We start from the raw sequence: 22346 nt of genomic DNA, 5'->3' as shown, positions 1-22346 counted from the left end.
ACTCGAGGCGCTGCAGGAAATCAACGCCACGGCCCGCACCGGATCGTCCGGTGCGGGCCGTTCCCATATCGCCACGGTGTCCGGCTATGCACGCGCTCCGTATTGCGTAGGCTGTCGGCTGTGCTTCGCGGCTGCGAAGCCGACTTTCGAGTAATGGGGGCACAATGACATCGAACGATCCCGATTTCCCAGTGGCAGTAGCTGATTCGTCAATCTTCGGTACGCCGTATCAGACACCGGACGGCGCCACGGTGATCACCGTGGCCCAGCCCGGCGGACGATTCCGTCGCGGGCCGCGACCCTTGGGCGCCATCGTGGTCCAGGGCGGCGAATCCACCTGGGTACCGGCCACCGACGACACCCGAATAACCCTGCTGGCCTTGCTGATCGGCCTCTCGGCCGCGACGCTGTCCTGCGTTGCGGTGGTGCGCCGTCCGCCGTGGCCGAACCTGACGGTCACGGTGCAGAAGACTCAGTAGTACGGCCGCTCCCGATAGAGCTTGATGGCGTGGATCTTCTTGCCCTGCGCTATCAGCGCATCGATCTCGGCCAGGTCCGCGCCGGACGGGGGTGTGGGTCCGGACACCGGTGGAGTCGGCCGCCGATTCTCGAACATTCCCGAACTCCAGCCGCCCGGACCCGGCGGGTCATACGACTTTCAGTGTGCCGCCGTCGATGACGTAATCCGCGCCCAGGATGTTCCCGGCGCGTCCCGAGGCCAGGAACGCCACCAGCGCGGCGACCTCCTCCGGCTCGGTGATCCGCTCCGAGGCCATACCGAACTCCTTCGGCAGCGCGGCGAGGAACTCCTCGTGACCGACGCCGCTGACCTCGGCCAACTTCGCGCCGAAACGGCCGGGTTCCCGCCACAGCGGGGTGCCGACCACGCCCGGGGACACGGTGTTCACCCGCACGCCGCGCGGCCCGAACTCCTCGCTGATCCGCTTGGTGAACGAGGTCAATGCCGCTTTCGCCTCGCTGTAGCCGACCGGACCGGCCGCGGGCAGATGGGCGTTGATCGAGGAGATGGTGACGATCGCACCGCGACGTTCGATCAGACTCGGCAGTGCCGCCCGGGTGGCCCGCACCGCGCTCATCAGGTTGAGCTCGAGCAGCGTGTCCCACTGATCGTCGCCGATGTCGAGGAATCCGCCCACCACCATCTTGTCGACATCGCCGCCGCCCACATTGTTGATCAGGATATCGATCCCGCCCAGTTCCGCCTGCGCGGCATCGAACAGTGCGGTGACGCCCTCGGCGGAGCTCAGATCTGCGGAAATCGCTGCGACACTGTACTTTTCGAGCTCAGGTGTGACGTTGCGCGCGCCGCCGACGACCCGGACGCCCTCCTCGGTCAACGTCTGCGCGACGGCCAGTCCGATGCCGCGGCCGGCGCCGGTGACGACAGCGGTCTTGCCACTCAACTCGAGATCCATGACATTCCCTTTCTGGAATTACTGGTCAAAAACTAGGGCAGCGGAAAGCGCTGCGATCGGACGGAAAATTCAGAGCGTGCTCAGGGTGGTGTCGATGATGCGGTACAGAACCGCCAGGTCGTAGCTCTTGGCCATGACGCGCAGTCCGGCGATGGAATTCATCAAGAACTCCGCGGTCGCACGAGGATCGGTGTCCCGGCTGACATCGCCGTCGCGGCGCCCCTGATCTATCCGGTTCGCCAGGGTGGTGAGGTTGTGTTCGGTGATGGCGAGGATGATGCGGCGGATCTCGGCGTCCTGTCCGGACAGTTCCAGTGCCGTATTGGCGGCCAGGCAACCGCGTCGATCCGGATCGGCCAGGTCGGCGTCGACCAGATGCCGCAGATAGGCGCCCACGACCTCGCGAGTGCTTCCGGGCCGGGACATGTATTCCCCGGTCAGGTCGGCGCCCATCCGGTCGTAGCGCGCGAGCGCCCGCTCGAACAGTTCGCGTTTACTGCCGAAGGCGTTGTACAGACTGCCCTTGGCCAGGCCGGTGGCCTCGGCGAGCTGTGCGGGCGAGGTGTTGGCGTAGCCGTTGATCCAGAACGCCTCCATCGCGCGATCGACGACGTCGTCGTCCTCGAAGGTGCGTGGTCTGCCCATGACGTCAACGATAAGCATTCTGGACCTGTAGGTCAAGAACTGGGTGCGACGATCCGAGCCGACGCCGCGCACACCAGGATCAGCGCCAGCGGGAAGATCAGCGCCGCGGTGAGCGAACTCAGATCCGCGAGCCAGCCGATCATCGACGGTCCGGCCAGGAAACCGAGATAGCCCAGCCCGAAGACCCGAGACATATCCGTCGCGGCCGATCGGGTGCCGAGATTGCCTGCGGCACTGAAGATCTGCGGCACACCGCCGGCGAGTCCGATGCCCAGCAGAGCCCAGCCCAGCAGGGTGGGCGCCAGCCAGACCGAGGAGACGATCAGCGTCAGGCCGACAGCCGCGAGCACCGCGCCCCAGCGCACCACCGCGACCCGGCCGAAGCGTGCGCTGACCCGGTCGGCGGCGAATCGGCCCGCGGTCATCGTCGTGGAGAACGCGCCGAAGGCCAGGGCTGCGGTGGCATCGCTGACGCTCAGATGTTCGCGCACCTGCAGGGCGCTCCAGTCGTTGGCAACCCCCTCGGTCAGCAGGAAACCGAAGGCGATGGCGGCCAGGGCGAGTACTCGCAGCGATGCGGATCGTCGTGCTCCCGGCGATTCGTGGTCGGCGGATGTCGTTGTGTCGGAATCGGATTCGACTCGCGGCAGTAGCCTGGGGATACTCAGTGCCAGGGTGAGCAGTCCGATCGCGCCCGCGGCGGTCATGGTGACGCGAACATCCCAGCCGCGATGCATCGTCGCCGCGCCGACCAGTGATCCGGCCAGTCCGCCGCAGGAGAACATCGCGTGGAACGCCGACATGATCGGCCGCGGATAGGCCCGTTCCACCTGCACGGCCTGCGCATTCATCGAGACGTCCAGCGCCCCGTTGCCGGTGCCGAACAGCAGCAGCGCAACCGCCAGCGTCAGCGGGCCGGTCGCGAACGCGGGGCCGAGCACCGCGAGCGACAGCCACGTCCCGGCCACGGCCATCAGGGTCCGGCTGCCGAACCGGTCGGCCAGCGGTCCGGTGGCCTGCATCCCGGCGATACCGCCGAGCGCCACCAGCAGGATCAACAACCCCAGGGTGCCCTTGGACACGCCGGTGCGCTGGGTGATCACCGGAATGTGCACCACCCACATGGAACACAGGAACCCGTTCAGGCCGAAGACGGTGAAGACGGCGGCCCGCGAGATCCGGACCCTCGGAACCAGTGTGGAAGCGCCCATCACAACAACTGTATGGGTCACGGTGGCGGGGTGCTCGGCCGAACCGGACGGATGGCTACTGTTTGGTGGTGACATCTTCCGCGCAGGACTACCCCGTGCTCTGGCCGGTACCGACCCGGTGGGCCGACAACGACCACTACGGTCACGTCAACAACGTCACCTACTACTCGTACTTCGACACCGCGGTCAACGCCTGGCTGATGCACGCCACCGGCACCGACATCCGCGACCTGCCCGCCATCGGAGTGGTCGCGCGGACCTCCTGCGATTTCCACGGATCACTCAGCTTCCCGGACCAGCTGCGCGTCGGATTGCGCATCAGCCGCCTCGGCCGCTCCAGCATCACCTACGACCTGGCCATCTTCCGCGAGACCGGACAGGACCTCGAACTCGCCGCAACCGGCGGTTTCGTGCACGTCTACGTCGACAACGAGACCCGTAGATCCATCGAGATCCCGGCCGTCATCCGAGAAGCCGCCGCCGCCTTGGTCGTCGAACCGAAAACTGCCTGAGGCAACAGACGGTTACGTGCCTGCCTGCCCCGCACGGAGCGAGCCTTCGAGCGAGGAGTTCGCGGCCGGCTCGCCGTTCAGCACTCGAAGCGCATGGGCGAAGCCCGAGTCTCGAGGGCTGAACGGCGAGCCTTCGGGGCCGCGAACACGCCGGAGCGAAGCGGAGGCCGAAAATACAGCCTCAGATGCGGCCCAGCAACGTCAGCGGATCTTCCAGGAGTGAGGCCACGGTCGCCAGGAAACGCGCGCCGAGTTCGCCGTCGATCATCCGGTGGTCGAAGCTCAGGCCCAGGGTGGTGACCCAGCGGACGGCGAGTTCGTCGCGGTAGACCCACGGCTGTTTGCGGATCGAACCCAGGCACAGGATCGCACCCTCGCCCGGATTGACCAGTGGCACACCGACATCGACGCCGAAGATGCCCACATTGCTGATGGTGAACGTGCCGCCGCGCAGATCCGCGGGCGTGGCCGAACCGGCGCGGGCGATATCGGCGAGCCAGCCGATCTCCCGGCACAGCTCGCGCAGGCTCAGGGTGTGCGCGTCCTTGACATTCGGCACCAGCAGTCCGCGTTCGGTGGCCACCGCGATCCCCAGGTGCACGAAGTGTTTGGTGACGATCTCGCGGTTCTCCTCGTCCCAGAACGAGTTGACGTCCGGGAACTCCGCCATCGCCACCAGCGTCGCCTTGGCCACCAGCGCGAGCGGAGTGAGCGAGAGTCCGGTGAACGAATCGGTCGTGCGCAGATGATCCAGCAGTTCCATCGAGGCGGTGAAATCCGTCGTGACGAACGCGCTGGCCTGCGGGATCGTCCGGGCGCTGGTGAGCATGGCGGCAGCGGTGCGCTTGCGCACGCCGGTCACCGGGACGCGGGTCTCACCGGTGCTCGGGGTCGGGCGGATGACGCCGCCGTCCGGGCGCATCGTCGGCACCGTGGGCATGCTGGGGCGCGGCGCGTTGGGCAGCGCCTCGTCCTCGGGTCGCACCCGGTGCACCGGCTGCGACACCGGCACCGCGTGCCGCACATCTTCCACGGTGACCGCTCCGCCCGGCCCGGAACCGGCGACGAAGGCCAGGTTGATGCCGAGTTCCCGGGCCAGCGCGCGAGCGCCGGGCGTGGCCGAGGGGCGATCCGGATACATCGGCGCGGGCAGCTGCTGTGTGATATCCGGTGAATCCTGCACCGGCGCATCGGGATTCAGCCGTTTTCGAGTGCGCCGCGCGGTGCTCTCCTCATCCGGGCCGTAGCCGACCAGGACCGAGCGGCGCTCACTCGGTGCGGGCGGTGTGGCCGCGCCGCGATCGCTGCGCACCCGGATCAGCGGCGCGCCCACCGCCACGGTGTCGCCCGGCGCGGCCAGCAATTCGGTGACCTGACCGGAGAACGGGCACGGCAGCACCACCTGAGCCTTGGCCGTCTCGACCTCGGCGATGGTCTGATTCAATTCGACCGTGTCGCCCACGGACACCGCCCAGGAGACCAGTTCCGCCTCGGTCAGTCCCTCGCCGAGATCGGGAAGCCGGAACTCGAGCACCCGGGCGTCCTCGGTGCCGTTCGGTAGGGGATCCTCCGCACTCGCGCGGGTGGTCTCCTCCGGGTTCCGGCCGATCGGCCGGGGGTCGTGTGCGGCAGCGTCGTCCAACGGGCACCTCTGTCTGAACGGGCGGATCAGGCGGCAAGCGTTCGGTCGACCGCGTCCAGGATGCGGTCGGGGTCGGGCAGGTGGTGCCGTTCGAGCTTAGCCGGGGGATACGGAATGTCGAAGCCTCCGACGCGCAGAATCGGTGCTTCTAGCTGGTAGAAACAGCGTTCGGCGATGCGGGCGGCGATCTCCGCGCCCAGTCCGGCGAAGACCGGGGCCTCGTGCGTGATGATCAGCCGCCCGGTGCGCAACACCGAATCCTCGATGGCGTCGAAATCGATCGGTGACAGGCTGCGCAGATCGACGACCTCCAGCGAACGCCCTTCCCCGGCTGCGATTTCGGCGGCCGTCAGCGCGGTGCGGACCATACCGCCGTAGGCGACGACCGTCGCATCCGTGCCCGTGCGGCAGATGCGGGCCCGCTCCAGCGGATACGGATCCCGGTCCAGGGCAGCGAAGTCCACCTCGTCCTTGTCCCAGTAGCGGCGTTTGGGCTCGAGGAAGATCACCGGATCGTCCAGCGAAACCGCTTGGCGGATCATCAGATAGGCGTCGGCCGGGGTGCTCGGCGACACCACACGCAGGCCCGCGGTGTGCGCGAAATAGGCTTCGGGCGATTCGGAGTGATGCTCCACCGAACCGATCCCGCCGCCGAACGGGATTCGAATCGTGATGGGCGCGAGTACATTTCCCGCTGTCCGATAGTGGATCTTGGCGACCTGGGAGACGATCTGGTCGAAGGCCGGATAGACGAATCCGTCGAACTGGATCTCGCACACCGGACGATAGCCGCGCAGCGCCATGCCGAAAGCCGTTCCGATGATGCCGGATTCGGCCAGCGGGGTGTCGATGACCCGGTTGTCGCCGAAATCCTTCTGCAGGGTGTCGGTGACCCGGAAGACGCCGCCGAGCCGGCCGATGTCCTCGCCCATCAGCACGACCTTGGGGTCGTCCTCGAGGGCCCGGCGCAGCCCGAGGTTGAGTGCCGCCGCGAACGTGCTGGTCATGGCCGTACTCCTTCCAGATATGCGGTGTACTCCCGGCGTTCTCGATCCAGCAGCGAATGCGGGGTGGCGTAGACGTGCTCGAACAGATCCTTCGGTTCGGGATCGGACATCTCGATGGTCGCGGTGCGCAGGCGGGCGCCGACCTCGTCCGAGCGCTCTCGTACCTGTCGTTCGAAGCTGCTGTCCCACAAGCCTTCTCGTTCGAGCAACCGGCGAATCCGATCGATCGGATCGCGCCGCCGCCACAGCTCGGTTTCGGCGGCCGAGCGGTAGCGGGTGGGATCGTCGGCGGTGGTGTGCGGACCCATCCGGTAGGTGATCGCCTCGATGAACGACGGGCCGCCGCCCGCGCGGGCGCGCGCGACGGCCTGCCTGGTCACGGCCAGAACGGCCAGCACGTCGTTTCCGTCGACCTGGATGCCCGGGATGCCGTAGCCGTAGGCGCGTCGCGCGATCGGTGTCGCGCTCTGGATCCGCACGGGCTCGCTGATCGCCCAGTGATTGTTCTGGCAGAAGAACACCACCGGCGCACTCCAGGTCGCGGCGAAGCCCAGAGCCTCGGCGATATCGCCCTGACTGGTCGCACCGTCGCCGAAATAGGTGATCACCGCGATCTCCGCGCCGTCCAGATGGGCGGCGTAGGCGTAACCGGTGGCGTGCAATCCCTGCGAGCCGACCACGATGGCCGGATTGGTCATATTGATCTGCGCGGGATCCCAGCACGAATGCGCCACACCACGCCACAGGCGGGTGATCTGTCCCGGATCGACGCCGCGGCAGTAGGCCACACCGGCCTCGCGATAACTGCAGAACACGTAGTCGTCGGGGTGCAGGGCGTGTGCGGAACCGATCTGCGCCGCCTCCTGACCCAGCAGGGGCGGCCACAGTCCGAGCTGGCCCTGACGTTGTAGTGCGGTCGCCTCGGTGTCGATGCGGCGGGTGACGACCATGTCGAGGTAGAGCTGCCGCAGTCGGTCCGGGCCGACGTCGGCGACCAGGGCGGCGTGCTCGCGATCGAGGACGCGTCGGCCGTCCGGCTGGACCAGTTGCACCGGGTAGGCGATTTTCTCCGGCGGGCTGGTCGTTGTGGTGATTCTGCCGGTCGAAATCGCGTCGTTGGGCATTGCCGCGGGGGTGGTGGGCATGGCTGCCGCCTTCCTGAAACGTAGCCGCTCTGGTACGTCTGCCTTCCTGGCATGTCGCCGGTCCGGGGTCTCCGGGCCGTGCAGGGAAGCGATGTGCTCTACCTCACAGCATCCACGATTGGGCGACCTGCGCAAGCAGCGACATGCCAACTGTGCAGAGTGCGTGGTCCAGAGCCGCTATTTGCTGTCATACTGCGTTACATGTCCAGTGCAGAACCCGCCGGAGCCGTCGTCGACGCGACCGATGCCAGGCTGTTGCTCGAACTGGTTGCCAACCCCCGGGCGACCGGTGTCGAACTCGCCACCCGGCTGGGCCTGTCGCGCAATACCGTGCAGGCCCGCCTGGCTCGCTGGGAGGCGGCCGGTGTCCTCGCGGGATTCGACCGCCGCGTCGATCCGCGTGCCCTGGGCTATCAGCTCGCCGCATTCGTCGCGGTGGTGGTGGATCAGCATCAGCTCGACGCGGTGGTCGCCGAACTGGCCGAGGTTCCCGAGGTCACCGAGGTCTGCGGGATGACCGGGCTGACCGACCTGACCGTCCGCGTCGTCGCCCGCGACGCCGACGACCTCTATCGCATCGCGGGCCGCATCCTGAAGATCCCCGGCGTCGAACGCACCAATATGGCCCTGGTCATGCAGCAGTTGGTCGGCCCCCGCACCGCACCCCTGTTGCAACGCCTCGCCCGTAGCAACGGCTCGGCTCGCCAGGACATCTCGCGCAGCGCCGCTCGTCCCTCCCGCTGACCGTGCTCGTCCCGTGTGAGTGTTCCGACCTCACGCGATAGGGACGGAGTTAGGGTGCGGGATATGGATGTTTCGGGCAAGGTGGCGATCGTTACGGGGGCCGGGGCGGGGATCGGGGCGGCATTGGCTCGGGCGCTGGTGGGGGCCGGTGCGAGTGTGGTGCTGGCCGATCTGGACGAGGCGGTGGCCGGGGTTGCCGCGGAGTTGGCGGAGCGGGCGGTGTCGGTGGTCGGGGATGTCACCGATTCGGCAGTGATTCGAGGACTGGTGGCGCGGGCCGAAGCGGAATTCGGTCCGGTGGATCTGTATTTCGCGAATGCGGGGATCTTCGGTGCGCGGGGGCTGGACGGTAGTGACGAGCAGTGGTCCGCGGCAATGGAAGTCAACGTGATGGCGCACGTGCGGGCCGCGCAGATCCTGATTCCGGGATGGGTGGAGCGGGGGAGCGGATATTTCGTCGCCACCGCCTCGGCGGCCGGACTGCTCACCCAGATCGGGTCCGCGCCGTATGCGGTCACCAAGCATGCGGCGGTCGGGTTCGCGGAATGGCTCAATATTACGTACGGGGACAAGGGAATTCGCGTCAGTTGTATCTGCCCGATGGGCGTGGACACCGATCTGCTGCGCGCGGGCAACGAGGATTTCACCGAGGCCGCGGCCAACGAGGAGGCGATCCGCGCGGTCGTCTCCGCGGGTGAGGTGCTCACCCCCGAGCAGGTGGCGAGTGACGTGCTCGCCGGTGTCGCCGACGAACGTTTCCTGATCCTGCCGCACGCCCAGGTGCTCGAGATGTACCGGCACAAGAGCGCCGACTACGACCGCTGGTTGTCCGGGATGCGGCGCTACCAGGCCACATTGCAGAAGTGACGAAATGAACACCTGACCGAATTCGGTCCACTTTCGCACGATTGGCCGCTGACTGGACCCATCGCGACCGGGGACGATGGCCCAATGGCCGCTACCGAACCGCAGACCAGTGATCCCGCGCCGCGGTCCGGTCGATCCACCGCACAGTCCGATCCGTCCGTCGAGCCCGGCTCGGGCGACCCCGGAACCGCCGACCCGGACCGGCCGCGGACGAGGGACACCTCCGGTTCGCGGGACGGTGTTGTTGTTGCGCGCGATGCGGATTCGCCGCACGGCGTCGCCACGCTGAGCGCTGTGGACGAGCGGGAGCGGGAAGCCGAATCGCCGATGCTGGTCGACCAGGGTGGTTCCGGCGGCTCGGAGGGTGCGTTGCCGCAGGACGGCGGCACTGCTGATCCGGGGATCTGGCAGCCGGTCAGTGCCGGGATCGTGGCCGCGTTGGTGGGTTTCACCAGCACGTTCGCCGTGGTGCTCGCGGGGTTGACCAAGGTGGGTGCAACGCCGGCGCAGGCGGCGTCGGGTCTGCTGGCGATCTGTCTGACGCAGGCGGTGGGGATGCTGGTGCTGAGTCGCCGGTATCGGATGCCGATCGCGCTGGCCTGGTCGACGCCCGGTGCGGCACTGCTGGCGGGGACCGGTGCCGTGTCCGGTGGCTGGCCCGCGGCGGTGGGTGCGTTCGCGGTGGTGGGTGTGTTGATCGTGCTGACCGGATTCTGGCAGCGGCTGGGTCGGTTGATCGCGGCCATTCCCGCCGAGATCGCGCAGGCCATGCTCGCCGGAGTGCTGATGCCGCTGTGCCTGGCCCCGATGCACGCGCTGACGGCCAGTCCGGCGGTCGTGGTCCCGGTGATCGTGGTCTGGCTGCTGTTGCAGCGGCTCGCCCCGCGCTGGGCCGTGCTCGCGGCATTCGCGGTCGCCGCGATCGGCGCCGGTATCGATATCGCGGTCGAACATCGGCGCCTGGATCTCGCGGCCATGGCGCCGAGGCTGGAATTGACTGTGCCGCACTGGAGTTGGCCTGCCGTGATCGGTATCGCGATACCGCTGTACATCGTGACGATGGCCGCGCAGAACATCCCGGGCGTGGCCATCATGGAGTCCTTCGGTTTCCGGGTGCCGTGGCGGTCGGCGATGGCCGTGACCGGAATCGGCACCATGATCGGCGCACCGGCGGGGGCGCACGCGATCAACCTGGCCGCGATCAGTGCGGCGCTGTCGGCCGCGCCGTCCGCGCATCCGAATCCGCGGCGGCGCTGGATCGCGGTGTTCACCGTCGGCTGCGCCTATCTGGTGTTGGCGCTGCTCTCGGGTGCACTGGTCGTCCTGGTCGCCGCAGCGCCGAAGGGTGTGTTGGAAACCGTTGCGGGACTTGCGCTCATCGCAACGCTCGCCACCGCGCTGACCGCGGCCCTCGGCTCGGCCGAGCATCGGATCGAGGGTGCGGTGACCTTCCTGGTGGCGGCCTCCGGGTTCGCCGTATTCGGCATCGGCGCGGCTTTCTGGGCGCTGGTGGCCGGGCTGCTGGTGCGCGGGGTGCTCTCGGCACGCCGCACGGGCGATTCGCCACGCCGACCCACCGGGGAACGTCCTGCCGTAGGCTGAGAGCCGTTCGCGTCCCGGGGGTACAGATGTGACAGAGGAGTCGGCTTGGCCTCGGTATTGATCTCGGCGGAGGACCTTCGGAAACAGCTGGGCGACACCGCGACCGGCACGCATGTGCTCGATGTCCGCTGGGCGCTGGGTGACCCGGACGGGCCGCAGCACTACCTGGACGGTCACATCCCCGGCGCGGTGTTCGTGGATCTGGAGACCGAACTGGCCGCGCCGCCCTCTCCGGCACGTGGCCGCCATCCGCTGCCCGATGTCGCGCATCTGCAGAAATGCGCCCGGAGCTGGGGTCTGCGCACCGATGAACCGGTCGTCGTCTACGACGCAACCGGCGGTATGGCCGCCGCGCGCGCCTGGTGGCTGCTGCGCTGGGCGGGCATGGACGACGTGCGGATTCTCGACGGCGGCCTCCCGGCCTGGGCGCAGTCCGGTGGTGAAATCGCCACCGGCAGCGAATCCGATCCCGCTCCCGGTGATGTGGTGCTGACCGCGGGCGCTCTGCCGGTCATCGATGCGGACGGCGCGGCGACCTGGGAGGGTCTGCTGCTCGATGCCCGAGCGGGCGAGCGGTACCGCGGCGAGGTGGAACCGGTCGATCCGCGCGCCGGGCATATTCCGGGCGCGGTGAGCGCCCCCACCGCCGAGAACCTCACCCCCGAAGGCGCTTTCAAGAGCGCCGATCAGCTGCGCGCTCGGTTCGCCGAGCTCGGCACGGGTCCGGTAGCGGTCTACTGCGGTTCGGGCGTTACCGCCGCACATCAGATCGCCGCCCTCGCCGCGGCGGGTATCGAGGCCACGCTCTACCCGGGGTCGTGGTCCCAGTGGTCCAGCGATCCGCAACGCCCTGTCGCGACGGACTGAGCGCACGGGTTCGCCACCGCATCTATTCGCCATCGGTTGCGTCATGGGCAGCCGTCGGCCAGGCGGGACAGGGCATCGCGGTCCGGTGCGGTGATGGGGAGGGTGTAGCGGACCGCGGTGGTGAGGTAGCGACCCGCGTAGTAGCAGCGGTAGGCGAGGGCGGGTGGTAGCCAGTCGGCGGGGGTGCGGTCGCCCTTGTCCTGGTTGGTCCGTCCGTCGACGGCGAGCAGGTTGAATTGGATGTCGTTGGCGAAGCGGATGCGTTGTGGCAGTGGCCAATCCGATGCGCCCATATCCCAGGCCGCGGCCAGCGGATAGATGTGGTCGATCTGCACCGCGCGGGCATGGGATCTGTCGAAGGCGATATCTCTGCCTGTATAAGGATCGTGCAGGGTGCCCGCGGAAACCACGCACTTCTCGGTGTTCGGGCGGAACCGTACGGCGCTGAGCTGCTTGCCGAGCACGGCATTGCGCGAATCGCAGCCGCCGGACCCGTCGGCCCAGGCCGTACCGAATACACAACCCTGCCCGGCCGCGCAGCCGCGCTCGTATCCGCCCGGATGCGGCCGCTGCGGCAGCACCCGCACCACGGCCAGCAACCGTTCGAGCTGGGTGCGCGTGGGGCTGCCCGGCGCGGGCGACGACGTGGTGAACAGACCCGGCCCCGCCAGCACCACAGCAGCCGCCAGCACCGCGACGACCGGCGCCGCCAGTGCCCACCCCCATCCGCCCCTGTTCGAATGCACGGCACAACTTCTACACGGTGGCACCGACAGGTTTGATCCAGGCGCGAGTTGTGGTCGGGCAACCCCGGGCCGCCTTGAATGCCATGCAGAAGACGGGAATACGGGCTGCGGAAGTGTGAAATGCGACTGGTGCGATGATCGCTCGGCTACGACCGGGTCTCTGCGGCGTCGGATACCTGCGGACCGATATGTTCGTCGAGATGACCTGCGGCTCTGTGGAACTGAGCATGCTTATGCGGAGAAGTCTTGCGGCCGTGTCCGGATGTGATGACCGGACGAGGCTGGGGGCTGAAGTTCGGCGCGGCGCGAATTCGGCGTGTCTGACGGCCGTCGGAATATATGGGGCGCAATTGTACTGGTAGGCAGGGCTGTTCGGGAGAATCGATCTATTCGTCCAGGGCGTCCGGTAGTGTGCTCCTGATCACAATGGTTTCGTGACAACGTTATTCGGTAGTTACGATCCTGCGTGCACACGTGACTAGGGGTCACGGGGGGCTGATGTTTCCGGAAACTGATGAGGTGAGTGTTCACGTGGCAGGTCGGCATCGTAAGTTCGGCACGGCAGCACGGCGGGTGATGTTGCCTGCGGTGGGAGCGATTCCGCTCGCCCTGGTTGTCGGCTGCTCCAGCACGACCCATCAGGCGGGGCAATCGTCCACTGCCGCATCGACCTCCACCACCGAGAACGCGCCGACCCAGGAGCCGACTCAGCCGACTTCGCCCGGTACGGCGGTCACTCCGCCGTCCAGCCACGAGCAGGGCCCGCAGCCGCAGGCGGGGCCGTCCAGCACCCCGCAGCCCGGCGTGACGCCGTCCTGGTCCGACAGCCTCTACACCCCGCACACCGTGCAGCCGGGTGTCAGCCCCAACGTCACCGTGCAGCCCGGTGTGACCCCGGCCGTGCCCGCGCCGTACGTCGTCCCGCCGGACTTCCGGCCCATTCCGCAGGACGAGAGCGAGCCCGCCCCGGCCGTCAACTGGACCCAGCTGCACGCGCCCACCGCGGTCAAGCCGGTCAAGCCGATCGCTCCGCCGCCGCGGACGCTGCGCCTGGGCAACTTCACCTCCCCGGTCCCGGACTCGGTGCCCAATGACGTGCTCAACAACGTCAACGTCACCGCCGCACAGGCCGAGGCCAACCTCTCCACGAACCTGAACTCGGTCGGCATCAACCCCAGCCGCTCGGACAAGGTCGCCGCAGGCGCGCTGGCGGGTGCTGCCCTGGGCGCCACGGCGGCCGGTGTGCCCGCCGCGGTGGCCGGTGGCGTGGTCGGCGGTGTGGTCGGTGGGGTCATCGGGACCACGGCGGGCGCTGTTGCGACTGCGGCCTCACTGGGTGTGGCTGCCCCGTTGGCTCTTCCCGCGGCGGTCGCCGGTGGGGCGGCGATTGGTGCCGCGGTCGGAGCTGCGGCCGTCGGTGTGCCCGCCGCCGTCGTCGGCGGTGCGCTCGGCGGTGTCGCCGGTGCCGCGATCGGCAGCGCGGTCTGACCCGGTTCGAATACTCGAGCTCGAAACTACTGCGCCGCAGGACTATTCGGTCCTGCGGCGCAGTTTTTGTCGGTGTAGCCGGCTACACCAGGTTTGTCCGCACGAAATAGGCTGTCGGTCCGGGGAAGATGGGGCCATGACAGCGTCGAGTGCAGATCTCCCGTTCGTTCGCGGTACGGTCCCGCCGTACTATGCCGCGATCTTGACCACGGTCCTGTCACAGGATGGTGCGGACATGATCGGATACGCGGAAGTGGCTGCGCACATGGCCGAACTCGCCGAGCGAGTCGACGGTTATCTCGGGATGGAGTTCGCCCGTGATGCGGATTGCGGTATCACGGTGTCCTATTGGCGCGATCTGGATGCTTTGCAGCGCTGGCGCGAGGACGTCGACCACCTAGCGGCCCAACGTCTGGGGCGCGAACGGTATTACCTCGGGTACCGGGCACGGATCTGTCGCGTCGAACATGAATACGAATGGACCAGAGCACGCGGGTAGACCCGCGTCACCTGCGCTACCTGCGGCGATCCGATGCCGTGTCGAGGTGTCGGTGCCACCTGGTTGGATGGTCGAATGCTGCACGGATTGTGGACACCCGGGTCGGGGCTGGTGCTGTGGCGCCATCCCGAGGCCGATGCGGTGTCCGCGATCGATTCGCTGACTCTGCCCGATCCGCTGGGTGGGGTGGTGCAGGCGGCGCGGTTCCGGCATAGGGCTCAGGTCCTGGTCACGGGGGCGGAAGGGCCGGAGGAGACTGTCGTGCGCGGGCATGCGCTCGCACCGCCGACGGCTGCGCAGGTGTTGTTGCAGCGGTTGCCGCCCGCTGTGGTGGCGGGCGATCTGAGGTTTCTCGCGCATGTGGCGCTCGGTGTCGAACGTTGGGTGCGAGCGGGGCGGATCGTGCCGGAGGTCCGTCGCGACGACGGTGAATGGTGGGTGCGGTGGCGGTTGGTCGGCGGGCAGCGGCAGCGGGCCTGGCTGGCCGAGCTGGCCGCGGCGATGCCGCCCGCGCTGCGGGTGGCCGGACGTCCGGCGGCGTTGCTGGAGGATCTCGTCGCCGAGCTGACCGATCCGATCGCCCGGATGTACCTGGACGTCGCGGCCATCGGCTCGCATCGACACCCCGCGCATCCGCTGCTGACCGCGCTGATCGCCGATACCCCGCTCGATTCCGGCTCACACCGGGTGGCCGATGCGCTCGACCAGTGGCGCACCAGCCTGACCACCGGCGAACCGGAGCTGGTGCTGCGCCTGCTCGAACCGGACGATGATCCGGAGCAGGACACGGACACCGTCGACGCGCTGTGGCGGCTGGAGGTCTGCCTCCGCATGGAAGGCGAAGCGCCGCAGCCTGTCCCGATCCTCGGCGATCCCGCGCTGGTGCGGATCGCGGGTGATCGGGTGACCGCGGCGGTTCAGGCGTATCCGATGTTGCGGGAGCTGCCGCGCGATCCGCGCGGGATGGATTTCCTGCTGCCGACCGCGGTCGTGCAGGACCTCGTCGCCCACGGCGCGCACGAATTGCGTTCCGCGGGAGTGCATCTGCTGCTGCCGCGCGCCTGGCGGATCGCGGCTCCGAGTATGCGCCTGCGGGTGCAGAGTCCCGCGGCCACCGAGACCGAGGTCGGCCTGAGCGGATTGGTCGCCTATCGCTGGGAGCTGGCGCTCGGCGATATCGTGCTCACCCCGGGGGAGATGTCCCGGCTGGTGCAGTCGAAATCCGATCTGGTGCGGCTGCGCGGTCAGTGGGTGCAGGCCGACCACCGGATGCTCGCCGCTGCGTCGATGTACCTGGACGGCCGCACCGACGAACAGGTCGGATCGCTCACCGCGCTGCTGGCCGAGATCGCTGCCTCCGAGGTCCGCAACGTGCCGATCGAGGACGTCACGGCGAACGGCTGGGTGGCCGAACTGTTCGAGGCGACTCGCTCGGCGGATCCGGTCGAGCCGCCCTCGGGGCTCAAAGCGCAGTTGCGGCCGTATCAGCTGCGCGGCCTGTCCTGGCTGGCGACGATGAATCGGCTCGGCTGCGGCGCCATCCTCGCCGACGATATGGGCCTGGGCAAGACGGTGCAGGTCTTGGCCCTGCTGGTGCACGAAAGAGAAAGCGCGGCAGCGGATTCCGAGCCCGGTCCGACACTGCTGGTATGCCCGATGTCGGTGGTCGGAAACTGGCAGCGCGAGACCGAGCGTTTCGCCCCGGGCCTGCGGGTTCTGGTGCATCACGGCACGGCGCGCCGTTCGGGTGCCGAACTCGATGCCGCCGTGGCGGATTCGGATCTGGTGATCACCACCTACGCGCTGCTCGCCCGCGATTTCGAGGAGTTGAAGCGGCAGCCCTGGCGGCGGATCACCCTGGACGAGGCGCAGCACATCAAGAACGCCAACACCCGGCAGGCGCGGGCCGCGCGAGCGCTGCCCGCCCCGCATCGCCTGGCGCTGACCGGAACTCCGGTGGAGAACCGGCTCGAGGAGTTGCGCTCGATTCTCGATTTCGCGGCGCCGGCGCTGCTGGGCAAGGCATCCCAGTTCCACGCGAGATTCGCGATCCCCATCGAGCGTGAGCGCGACGAGAATGCGATCACCCGATTGCGCACGGTGACAGCGCCTTTCGTACTGCGGCGAGTGAAGACGGATCCGGCCGTGATCTCCGATCTGCCCGAGAAGATCGAGATGACGGTGCGCGCCAATCTGACCGTGGAACAGGCCGCGCTGTATCAGGCCGTGGTGGACGATATGGTGGCGAAACTGAAGGACGCCCAGGGGATGTCGCGCCGGGGTGCGGTACTCGGCGCGCTGACCAGGCTCAAGCAGGTGTGCAATCACCCCGCCCATTTCCTGGGCGACGGGTCGGGCGTGCTGCGCCGCGGCCGGCACCGGTCCGGCAAGCTGGGCCTGGTCGAGGACGTTCTGGAATCGGTGCTGGCCGACGGTGAGAAGGCGTTGCTGTTCACCCAGTTTCGCGAATTCGGTGATCTGATCGGACCGTATCTGGACGAGCGGTTCGGCACGCAGATCCCGTTCCTGCACGGCGGGGTGTCCAAGAAGCGGCGCGATACGATGGTGGAGCGGTTCCAGGGCGCGGACGGTCCGCCGCTGATGCTGTTGTCGCTCAAGGCCGGTGGCACCGGCCTCAATCTCACCGCCGCCAATCATGTTGTGCATCTGGACCGTTGGTGGAATCCGGCGGTGGAGAACCAGGCCACCGATCGGGCGTTCCGGATCGGTCAGCGGCGTGATGTGCAGGTGCGCAAGCTGGTCTGCGTCGACACCATCGAAGAGCGCATCGACGACATGATCAGCGGCAAGCGGGAATTGGCGAATCTGACCGTCGGCGCGGGCGAGAACTGGATCACCGAAATGAGCACCGAGGAGATCGGCGCATTGTTCGCCCTGGGTTCCGAGGCGGTCGGCGAGTGAGCTGCCACGGCGCGGGGGAGGTGCGGGGATGAGTCCGTTCATCGACTACGACCGTTACGGCAAACGCCGACCTGTTCGCGGCGGAGTCGAATCGCGCAGTCGCAGAGGGTCGTTCGCGCGCACCTGGTGGGGGAGGTCGTTCATCGAGGCGGTCGAGCAGGTCGCCGATGCCGGACGGCTGACTCGCGGGCGCACCTACGCGCGAGCTGGTCAGGTAGTGAACTACCACATCGAACCCGGTGCGGTGGCCGCGGAGGTGCAGGGCAGTCAGCCGCGCCCGTTCTCCGCCGCGCTGACCCTGCGCACGCTGCGCGACGAACGCCTCGACGAGTTGATCGATCTGGTCCGCGCCACTCCCGGCATGCTCGCCCAGTTGGCCTCGGGCGCACTGCCGAAGGAACTCGGTCCACTGCTGCTGCCCACCACCGCAGCCGAACTGGACTTCGCCTGCAGCTGCCCGGACGACGGCTGGCCCTGCAAACATGTGGCCGCGGTCTGCTACATCATCGCCGAACGCCTGGACGAGGAACCCTCGGTCATGCTCACGCTGCGCGGCCTGGATCTGGACACCCTGATCGGCGGCGTGCAGAACGACAGCGGCCCAACGGTTTCCGACGACCTCTACGGCGAGACCCTCACCCTCCCGAGCCTCCCCGAACCCGAATTCCACCCCGTCGTGGACGATCTGGACCCGATTCCGCTCCGCCAGGCGCTGCGCATGACCGCCGAGGACGAACATACCGCCGAATCGGGCCTGCGCGACCTCGACACCCTCTACGGCACATTGGACCGCTGACCCGGTCACGCCCGGTCTCGCCGCGGAAATATCCGTGTTCTCCGGCGGGGAACTAGGCTGGAAACATGTCCGACGCCGAGCCGTTCGACGATCTCGGGACACCGGTGCCGATCGCACGCCCGGTGAGCCGGGTCGTGTCGCTGGTCCCGTCGCTGACCGAAGCGATCGCCCTGAGCTGTCCGGGAATGCTCGTGGCGGCCACCGACTGGTGCACCCATCCCCGGGAGTTGGCGGTGGAGCGGGTGCGGGGGACCAAGAATCCGCACGTGCGGCGGATCGCCGAGCTGGCACCGGATCTGGTGATCTGCAATCAGGAGGAGAATCGCCGCATCGACGTGGACCGGCTGCGCGATGCGGGAATCACGGTGTGGGTCACCAGGATTCGCACGGTCGACGAGGCATTCGAGTCGATGGGCCGCCTCTTCACCACAGCACTCGGCGTCGAACGCCCGAACTGGCTGTCCGAGGCCGAATCCGCTTGGGCCGCACCGCCGCCGGAGCCCGCGCGCAACGCCGTGATCCCGATCTGGCGTGACCCGTGGATGGTGGTCGGCCGGGACACCTTCACCGGAGATCTGGCGCACCGCCTGGGCCTGCGGCTGGTGCACGCCGACCGTCCCGACCGCTATCCGAAGGTGTCCGCCGCCGAACTGCTGTCCGGCGTCGACCTCGCCGTACTCCCCGACGAACCCTACGTCTTCACCGAAACCGACGGCCCCGAAGCCTTTCCGGACATTCCGGTAGCCCTGGTCTCCGGCCGCGACCTCACCTGGTACGGCCCCTCCCTGGTCACCGCGCGAGCGCGCCTGTCCGATCGACTGGCCCGAGCCTGACCGGCATGCATGCACGGTGTGCATGCATGCCGGACGACTCAGACGTTGCGGCGGTACTGCCCGCCGACGGTGAAGAAGGCGTCGGTGATCTGCTGGAGGGTGCAGACGCGGGCGGCGTCCATGAGGACCTCGAAGACGTTCTCGTCGGTGCGGGCGGCGGCGTCGAGGCGGGCCAGGGCGTCGTGGGCGGCATCGCGGTGGTCGGTCTGGTAATCGTGGGTGCGGTGCAGCTGGGACTGCTTCTCCGCCTCTGTGCCGCGCGCCAGTTCGAGTTCGCGATGCTCCTCGCCGTGCGGGTTGCGGAACGTGTTCACCCCGATGATGGGCAGCGAACCGTCGTGTTTGCGCTGCTCGTACAGCATGGACTCGTCCTGGATGCGACCGCGCTGGTAGCCGGTCTCCATCGCGCCCAGGACGCCGCCGCGTTCGGAGATGCGCTCGAACTCCTGCAGCACCGCTTCCTCGACCAGATCGGTCAGCTCGTCGATGATGAAACTGCCCTGCAGAGGGTTTTCGTTCATCGACAGGCCCCACTCCCGGTTGATGATCAACTGGATGGCCAGGGCGCGGCGCACCGAATCCTCGGTCGGCGTGGTGACCGCCTCGTCGTAGGCGTTGGTGTGCAAGCTGTTGCAGTTGTCGTAGAGCGCGATCAGCGCCTGCAGCGTGGTGCGAATGTCGTTGAAGCTCATCTCCTGTGCGTGCAGCGACCGTCCGGAGGTCTGCACGTGGTACTTGAGCTTCTGCGAGCGCTCGTTCGCGCCGTACTTGTCACGCATGGTGACCGCCCAGATCCGTCGCGCCACCCGGCCGATCACCGAATACTCCGGATCCATGCCGTTGGAGAAGAAGAAGGACAGGTTCGGCGCGAAGTCGTCGATGTTCATGCCGCGCGCGAGATACGCCTCGACATAGGTGAATCCGTTGGACAGCGTGAAGGCCAGCTGACTGATCGGATTCGCACCGGCCTCGGCGATGTGATACCCGGAGATCGAGACCGAGTAGAAGTTGCGAACATCGTTGCGCACGAACCATTCCTGGATGTCGGCCATCATGCGCAGGCTGAACTCGGTGGAGAAGATGCAGGTGTTCTGGCCCTGATCCTCCTTGAGGATGTCGGCCTGCACGGTGCCGCGCACGGTGGCCAGGGTCCGGGTCCGGATGTCCGCGGCCTCCTGCGCGTCGGGCGCGCGGCCCTCGGCTGCGGAGAAGCGTTCCAGCGCTTGATCGATCGCGGTGTTCAGGAAGAACGCGAGAATCGTCGGCGCGGGCCCGTTGATGGTCATCGACACCGAGGTCGTCGGCGCGGTGAGATCGAAGCCGTCGTAGAGCGCCTTCATATCGTCCAGCGTCGCGATGGAAACCCCGGAGGTGCCGACCTTTCCGTAGATGTCGGGTCGTTCGGCCGGGTCGTGGCCGTAGAGGGTCACCGAATCGAAGGCCGTGGACAGGCGTTTGGCATCGGAATGTTCCGAGAGCACCTTGAATCGGCGGTTGGTCCGGAACGGATCGCCTTCACCGGCGAACATGCGCGCGGGATCCTCGTTGTCCCGCTTGAACGGGAACACCCCGGCGGTGAACGGGAAGCGGCCGGGCAGATTCTCCGAACGCAGGAATCGCAGCAGCTCACCGTGATCGGTGAACCGCGGCAGCGCGACACGGGGAATCGAACTGCCGGACAACGACTTACGTCGCAGCGTGGTGCGCAGCTCACGATCGCGGATGTGCACGACCTGTTCCTCGCCGCGGTACGACTCGGCCAGCGCGGGCCAATTCTTCAGCAGTGCAGCGCTATCGGAGTGCAGCTCGGCGCGGGCGGACTCCAGCAGGGTGAGCACAGCGGACTCGCCGTCGCTCGTCCCGGCGTTCCCGACCAGTCCCGAAATCTCCTCGAGCACCTGCTCGAATCGCTGAACACGTTGCGCGGCAACGATCTGCGCCGCAGTTTCGGCGTGGTACGAGCGGACCGTGTCGACGATCTCGGCCAGATAGCGCACCCGCGCGGGCGGGATGATCTGCGCGAAACGAGTCGAGGCGCGGGTGTCCACGCGCGGCAGCACGCCTTCGGCGAGCGGCAGTCCCGACTCGGCCAGACGCGCGGCCAGATGCTGGTACAGCGCGGTGACGCCGTCGTCGTTGAAGGTCGCCGCACTGGTGCCGAAGACCGGCATATCGTCCGGTGTGCTGGTGAACGCCTCCCGGTTGCGGATCAGCTGGCGCGACACGTCCCGCAGCGCATCGGCGGCGCCGCGCCGCTCGAACTTGTTGATGGCCACCACATCCGCGAAATCGAGCATGTCGATCTTCTCCAGCTGTGAGGCCGCGCCGAATTCCGGCGTCATCACGTACAGCGAGAGGTCGACGTGATCGATCACGGCCGCATCACCCTGGCCGATGCCCGGCGTCTCCAGGATGACCAGGTCGTATCCGGCCGCCTTGCAGGCCAGGATCATGGCGTCGGTGTTGACCGGCAGTTCGTGCGCGCCGCGGGTGGCCAGCGAACGGAAGTAGATGTGATCGCCGTCCAGCGAGTTCATCCGGATCCGGTCGCCGAGCAGGGCGCCGCCGCCGCGCCGTCGGGTCGGGTCGACGGCCAGGATCGCCACTCGGAGCTTGTCCTGCTGATCCGAGCGCAGCCGCCGCACGAGTTCGTCGGTGAGCGAGGATTTTCCGGATCCACCGGTGCCGGTGATGCCGAGCACCGGAACGTTCCGGCCGGCCGCCGCGGCTTGCAGCGCCGCGAGATCGGCCTCGGGCAGCGCGTCCTGCTGCAGGCAGGTGATGGTGCGGGCGAGCGCCTTGCGCTCACCGGCCAGAACGGCCTCGATGTCGGCGGGGTCGAGGGACAGATCCACATCGCAGTCGTGCACGAGTTCGTTGATCATGCCCGGCAGGCCGAGTCGCTGTCCGTCCTCGGGGGAGAAGATCCGCACCCCGGCCTCGGCGAGGCGGTTGATCTCCTGATCCACGATGACGCCGCCGCCACCGCCGAAGATCCGCACGTGCCCGGCGCCCGCCTCGCGCAGCGCGGTGGCCAGGTATTCGAAGTATTCGACGTGTCCGCCCTGGTACGAGCTGATCGCGACGCCCTGCGCGTCCTCGGTGAGCACCGCGTCGACCACCTCGCGCACGGCACGGTTGTGCCCCAGGTGGATGACTTCCGCGCCCTGCGACTGCAGGATCCGCCGCATGATATTTATCGCAGCGTCGTGCCCGTCGAACAGGGCCGCGGAGGTCACGAAACGAACCGGATGTACCGGATTGTGCAGGTCGGCCATGACATCCTCCATCAGAAGAGGCCCGTCGAATAATTTGATGTCCCGATAGTAGGACGTCAAAGTAACTGTACTGTGGCGGGGGTCGCTACGCCAGGGTTCGACCGCC

The 22346-nt window shown here is 67.8% G+C and carries 20 protein-coding genes; 11 read left to right on the top strand and 9 right to left on the bottom strand.

Translation table 11 applies throughout. The annotated features are described in order from the left end of the window. The first annotated feature begins 164 nt into the window (after nt 1–164). Complete coding sequence (locus tag K7711_RS45345; RefSeq protein ID WP_222979062.1) at nt 165–479, top strand: hypothetical protein; 315 nt, start codon at nt 165–167, stop codon at nt 477–479. On the opposite strand, the gene K7711_RS45340 is transcribed toward K7711_RS45345, so the two are convergent. The 4 genes from K7711_RS45340 to K7711_RS45325 all read right to left on the bottom strand — a co-directional run bounded on the left by K7711_RS45340 (nt 473) and on the right by K7711_RS45325 (nt 3292). Further along, nucleotides 473–616: a hypothetical protein gene (locus tag K7711_RS45340; protein ID WP_222979061.1), complete on the bottom strand. Its 144-nt coding sequence runs from the start codon at nt 614–616 to the stop codon at nt 473–475. The two genes, K7711_RS45345 and K7711_RS45340, sit on opposite strands and share 7 nt — an antisense overlap. 31 nt (nt 617–647) lie before the next feature. After that, entirely contained in the window at nt 648–1436 is a 789-nt protein-coding gene (locus K7711_RS45335) for an oxidoreductase (protein WP_222979060.1), read from the bottom strand. 69 nt (nt 1437–1505) lie between these two features. After that, on the bottom strand, nt 1506–2081 hold the full coding sequence (locus tag K7711_RS45330) for a TetR/AcrR family transcriptional regulator (protein WP_222979059.1): 576 nt from the start codon (nt 2079–2081) through the stop codon (nt 1506–1508). A gap of 32 nt (nt 2082–2113) precedes the next feature. Next, the gene (locus tag K7711_RS45325) at nt 2114–3292 is read right to left on the bottom strand and encodes an MFS transporter (RefSeq protein WP_222979058.1); all 1179 of its coding nucleotides are present in this window, start codon (nt 3290–3292) and stop codon (nt 2114–2116) included. Between the two features lie 68 nt (nt 3293–3360). Here K7711_RS45325 and K7711_RS45320 point away from each other — a divergent pair, with 68 nt between their 5' ends. Beyond that, the gene (locus tag K7711_RS45320; protein ID WP_308015236.1) at nt 3361–3804 is read left to right on the top strand and encodes an acyl-CoA thioesterase; all 444 of its coding nucleotides are present in this window, start codon (nt 3361–3363) and stop codon (nt 3802–3804) included. A 181-nt stretch (nt 3805–3985) separates the two neighbouring features. On the opposite strand, the gene K7711_RS45315 is transcribed toward K7711_RS45320, so the two are convergent. From K7711_RS45315 to pdhA, 3 genes are all read right to left on the bottom strand, one after another. Beyond that, entirely contained in the window at nt 3986–5338 is a 1353-nt protein-coding gene (locus tag K7711_RS45315; RefSeq protein WP_222979090.1) for a dihydrolipoamide acetyltransferase family protein, read from the bottom strand. Nucleotides 5339–5472: 134 nt separating this feature from the next. Beyond that, the gene (locus K7711_RS45310) at nt 5473–6453 is read right to left on the bottom strand and encodes an alpha-ketoacid dehydrogenase subunit beta (RefSeq protein ID WP_222979055.1); all 981 of its coding nucleotides are present in this window, start codon (nt 6451–6453) and stop codon (nt 5473–5475) included. After that, nucleotides 6450–7577, bottom strand: coding sequence for a pyruvate dehydrogenase (acetyl-transferring) E1 component subunit alpha (gene pdhA / locus K7711_RS45305; protein ID WP_222979088.1), 1128 nt, complete (start codon nt 7575–7577; stop codon nt 6450–6452). The genes K7711_RS45310 and pdhA overlap by 4 nt, the downstream gene beginning before the upstream one ends. 222 nt (nt 7578–7799) lie before the next feature. Between pdhA and K7711_RS45300 the strand changes: the two genes are divergently transcribed. The 4 genes from K7711_RS45300 (at nt 7800) to K7711_RS45285 (ending at nt 11678) form a co-directional block, all read left to right on the top strand. Continuing rightward, on the top strand, nt 7800–8342 hold the full coding sequence (locus tag K7711_RS45300) for an Lrp/AsnC family transcriptional regulator (protein ID WP_222979053.1): 543 nt from the start codon (nt 7800–7802) through the stop codon (nt 8340–8342). A gap of 63 nt (nt 8343–8405) precedes the next feature. Continuing rightward, nucleotides 8406–9209, top strand: a complete 804-nt coding sequence (locus K7711_RS45295; protein WP_222979051.1) for an SDR family oxidoreductase — start codon at nt 8406–8408, stop codon at nt 9207–9209. An 84-nt stretch (nt 9210–9293) separates the two neighbouring features. After that, nucleotides 9294–10811: a benzoate/H(+) symporter BenE family transporter gene (locus K7711_RS45290; protein ID WP_235748801.1), complete on the top strand. Its 1518-nt coding sequence runs from the start codon at nt 9294–9296 to the stop codon at nt 10809–10811. 60 nt (nt 10812–10871) lie between these two features. Then, complete coding sequence (locus K7711_RS45285; protein WP_308015237.1) at nt 10872–11678, top strand: sulfurtransferase; 807 nt, start codon at nt 10872–10874, stop codon at nt 11676–11678. A gap of 41 nt (nt 11679–11719) precedes the next feature. Here the strand turns inward: K7711_RS45285 and K7711_RS45280 are convergent, their stop codons facing one another. Further along, on the bottom strand, nt 11720–12424 hold the full coding sequence (locus K7711_RS45280) for an HNH endonuclease family protein (protein ID WP_308015235.1): 705 nt from the start codon (nt 12422–12424) through the stop codon (nt 11720–11722). A 531-nt stretch (nt 12425–12955) separates the two neighbouring features. Here K7711_RS45280 and K7711_RS45275 point away from each other — a divergent pair. From K7711_RS45275 to K7711_RS45255, 5 genes are all read left to right on the top strand, one after another. Beyond that, nucleotides 12956–13912: a hypothetical protein gene (locus tag K7711_RS45275; protein WP_308015234.1), complete on the top strand. Its 957-nt coding sequence runs from the start codon at nt 12956–12958 to the stop codon at nt 13910–13912. A gap of 136 nt (nt 13913–14048) precedes the next feature. Continuing rightward, on the top strand, nt 14049–14411 hold the full coding sequence (locus K7711_RS45270) for an antibiotic biosynthesis monooxygenase family protein (RefSeq protein ID WP_222979045.1): 363 nt from the start codon (nt 14049–14051) through the stop codon (nt 14409–14411). A 75-nt stretch (nt 14412–14486) separates the two neighbouring features. Continuing rightward, nucleotides 14487–17333, top strand: a complete 2847-nt coding sequence (locus K7711_RS45265; RefSeq protein ID WP_222979043.1) for a DEAD/DEAH box helicase — start codon at nt 14487–14489, stop codon at nt 17331–17333. A 28-nt stretch (nt 17334–17361) separates the two neighbouring features. Then, nucleotides 17362–18129, top strand: a complete 768-nt coding sequence (locus K7711_RS45260) for an SWIM zinc finger family protein (RefSeq protein WP_222979041.1) — start codon at nt 17362–17364, stop codon at nt 18127–18129. Nucleotides 18130–18194: 65 nt separating this feature from the next. Continuing rightward, on the top strand, nt 18195–18962 hold the full coding sequence (locus K7711_RS45255; protein WP_222979039.1) for a helical backbone metal receptor: 768 nt from the start codon (nt 18195–18197) through the stop codon (nt 18960–18962). A 38-nt stretch (nt 18963–19000) separates the two neighbouring features. Here K7711_RS45255 and icmF read toward each other — a convergent pair whose 3' ends face one another. Beyond that, nucleotides 19001–22240 carry a fused isobutyryl-CoA mutase/GTPase IcmF gene (gene icmF / locus K7711_RS45250; RefSeq protein WP_222979037.1) on the bottom strand — a complete coding sequence of 1080 codons (3240 nt, stop codon included), beginning with the start codon at nt 22238–22240 and terminating at the stop codon, nt 19001–19003. Nucleotides 22241–22346 lie beyond the last annotated feature (106 nt).

This window comes from Nocardia coffeae (genome assembly GCF_019890715.1).
Classification (GTDB): Bacteria; Actinomycetota; Actinomycetes; order Mycobacteriales; family Mycobacteriaceae; genus Nocardia; species Nocardia jiangxiensis.
Note: the sequence above shows the minus strand (reverse complement) of the source record. Positions and strands in the feature narration are given on the sequence as shown.

Bases quoted from the DNA above. Each gene is read 5' to 3' on its own strand.
- icmF (WP_222979037.1), bottom strand. From the start codon at position 22,240: ATGGCCGACCTGCACAATCCGGTACATCCGGTTCGTTTCGTGACCTCC.
- K7711_RS45310 (WP_222979055.1), bottom strand. From the start codon at position 6,453: ATGACCAGCACGTTCGCGGCGGCACTCAACCTCGGGCTGCGCCGGGCC.
- K7711_RS45295 (WP_222979051.1), top strand. From the start codon at position 8,406: ATGGATGTTTCGGGCAAGGTGGCGATCGTTACGGGGGCCGGGGCGGGG.
- K7711_RS45265 (WP_222979043.1), top strand. From the start codon at position 14,487: ATGCTGCACGGATTGTGGACACCCGGGTCGGGGCTGGTGCTGTGGCGC.
- K7711_RS45255 (WP_222979039.1), top strand. From the start codon at position 18,195: ATGTCCGACGCCGAGCCGTTCGACGATCTCGGGACACCGGTGCCGATC.
- K7711_RS45340 (WP_222979061.1), bottom strand. From the start codon at position 616: ATGTTCGAGAATCGGCGGCCGACTCCACCGGTGTCCGGACCCACACCC.
- K7711_RS45330 (WP_222979059.1), bottom strand. From the start codon at position 2,081: ATGGGCAGACCACGCACCTTCGAGGACGACGACGTCGTCGATCGCGCG.
- K7711_RS45290 (WP_235748801.1), top strand. From the start codon at position 9,294: ATGGCCGCTACCGAACCGCAGACCAGTGATCCCGCGCCGCGGTCCGGT.
- pdhA (WP_222979088.1), bottom strand. From the start codon at position 7,577: ATGCCCAACGACGCGATTTCGACCGGCAGAATCACCACAACGACCAGC.
- K7711_RS45335 (WP_222979060.1), bottom strand. From the start codon at position 1,436: ATGGATCTCGAGTTGAGTGGCAAGACCGCTGTCGTCACCGGCGCCGGC.
- K7711_RS45260 (WP_222979041.1), top strand. From the start codon at position 17,362: ATGAGTCCGTTCATCGACTACGACCGTTACGGCAAACGCCGACCTGTT.
- K7711_RS45345 (WP_222979062.1), top strand. From the start codon at position 165: ATGACATCGAACGATCCCGATTTCCCAGTGGCAGTAGCTGATTCGTCA.
- K7711_RS45300 (WP_222979053.1), top strand. From the start codon at position 7,800: ATGTCCAGTGCAGAACCCGCCGGAGCCGTCGTCGACGCGACCGATGCC.
- K7711_RS45270 (WP_222979045.1), top strand. From the start codon at position 14,049: ATGACAGCGTCGAGTGCAGATCTCCCGTTCGTTCGCGGTACGGTCCCG.
- K7711_RS45325 (WP_222979058.1), bottom strand. From the start codon at position 3,292: ATGGGCGCTTCCACACTGGTTCCGAGGGTCCGGATCTCGCGGGCCGCC.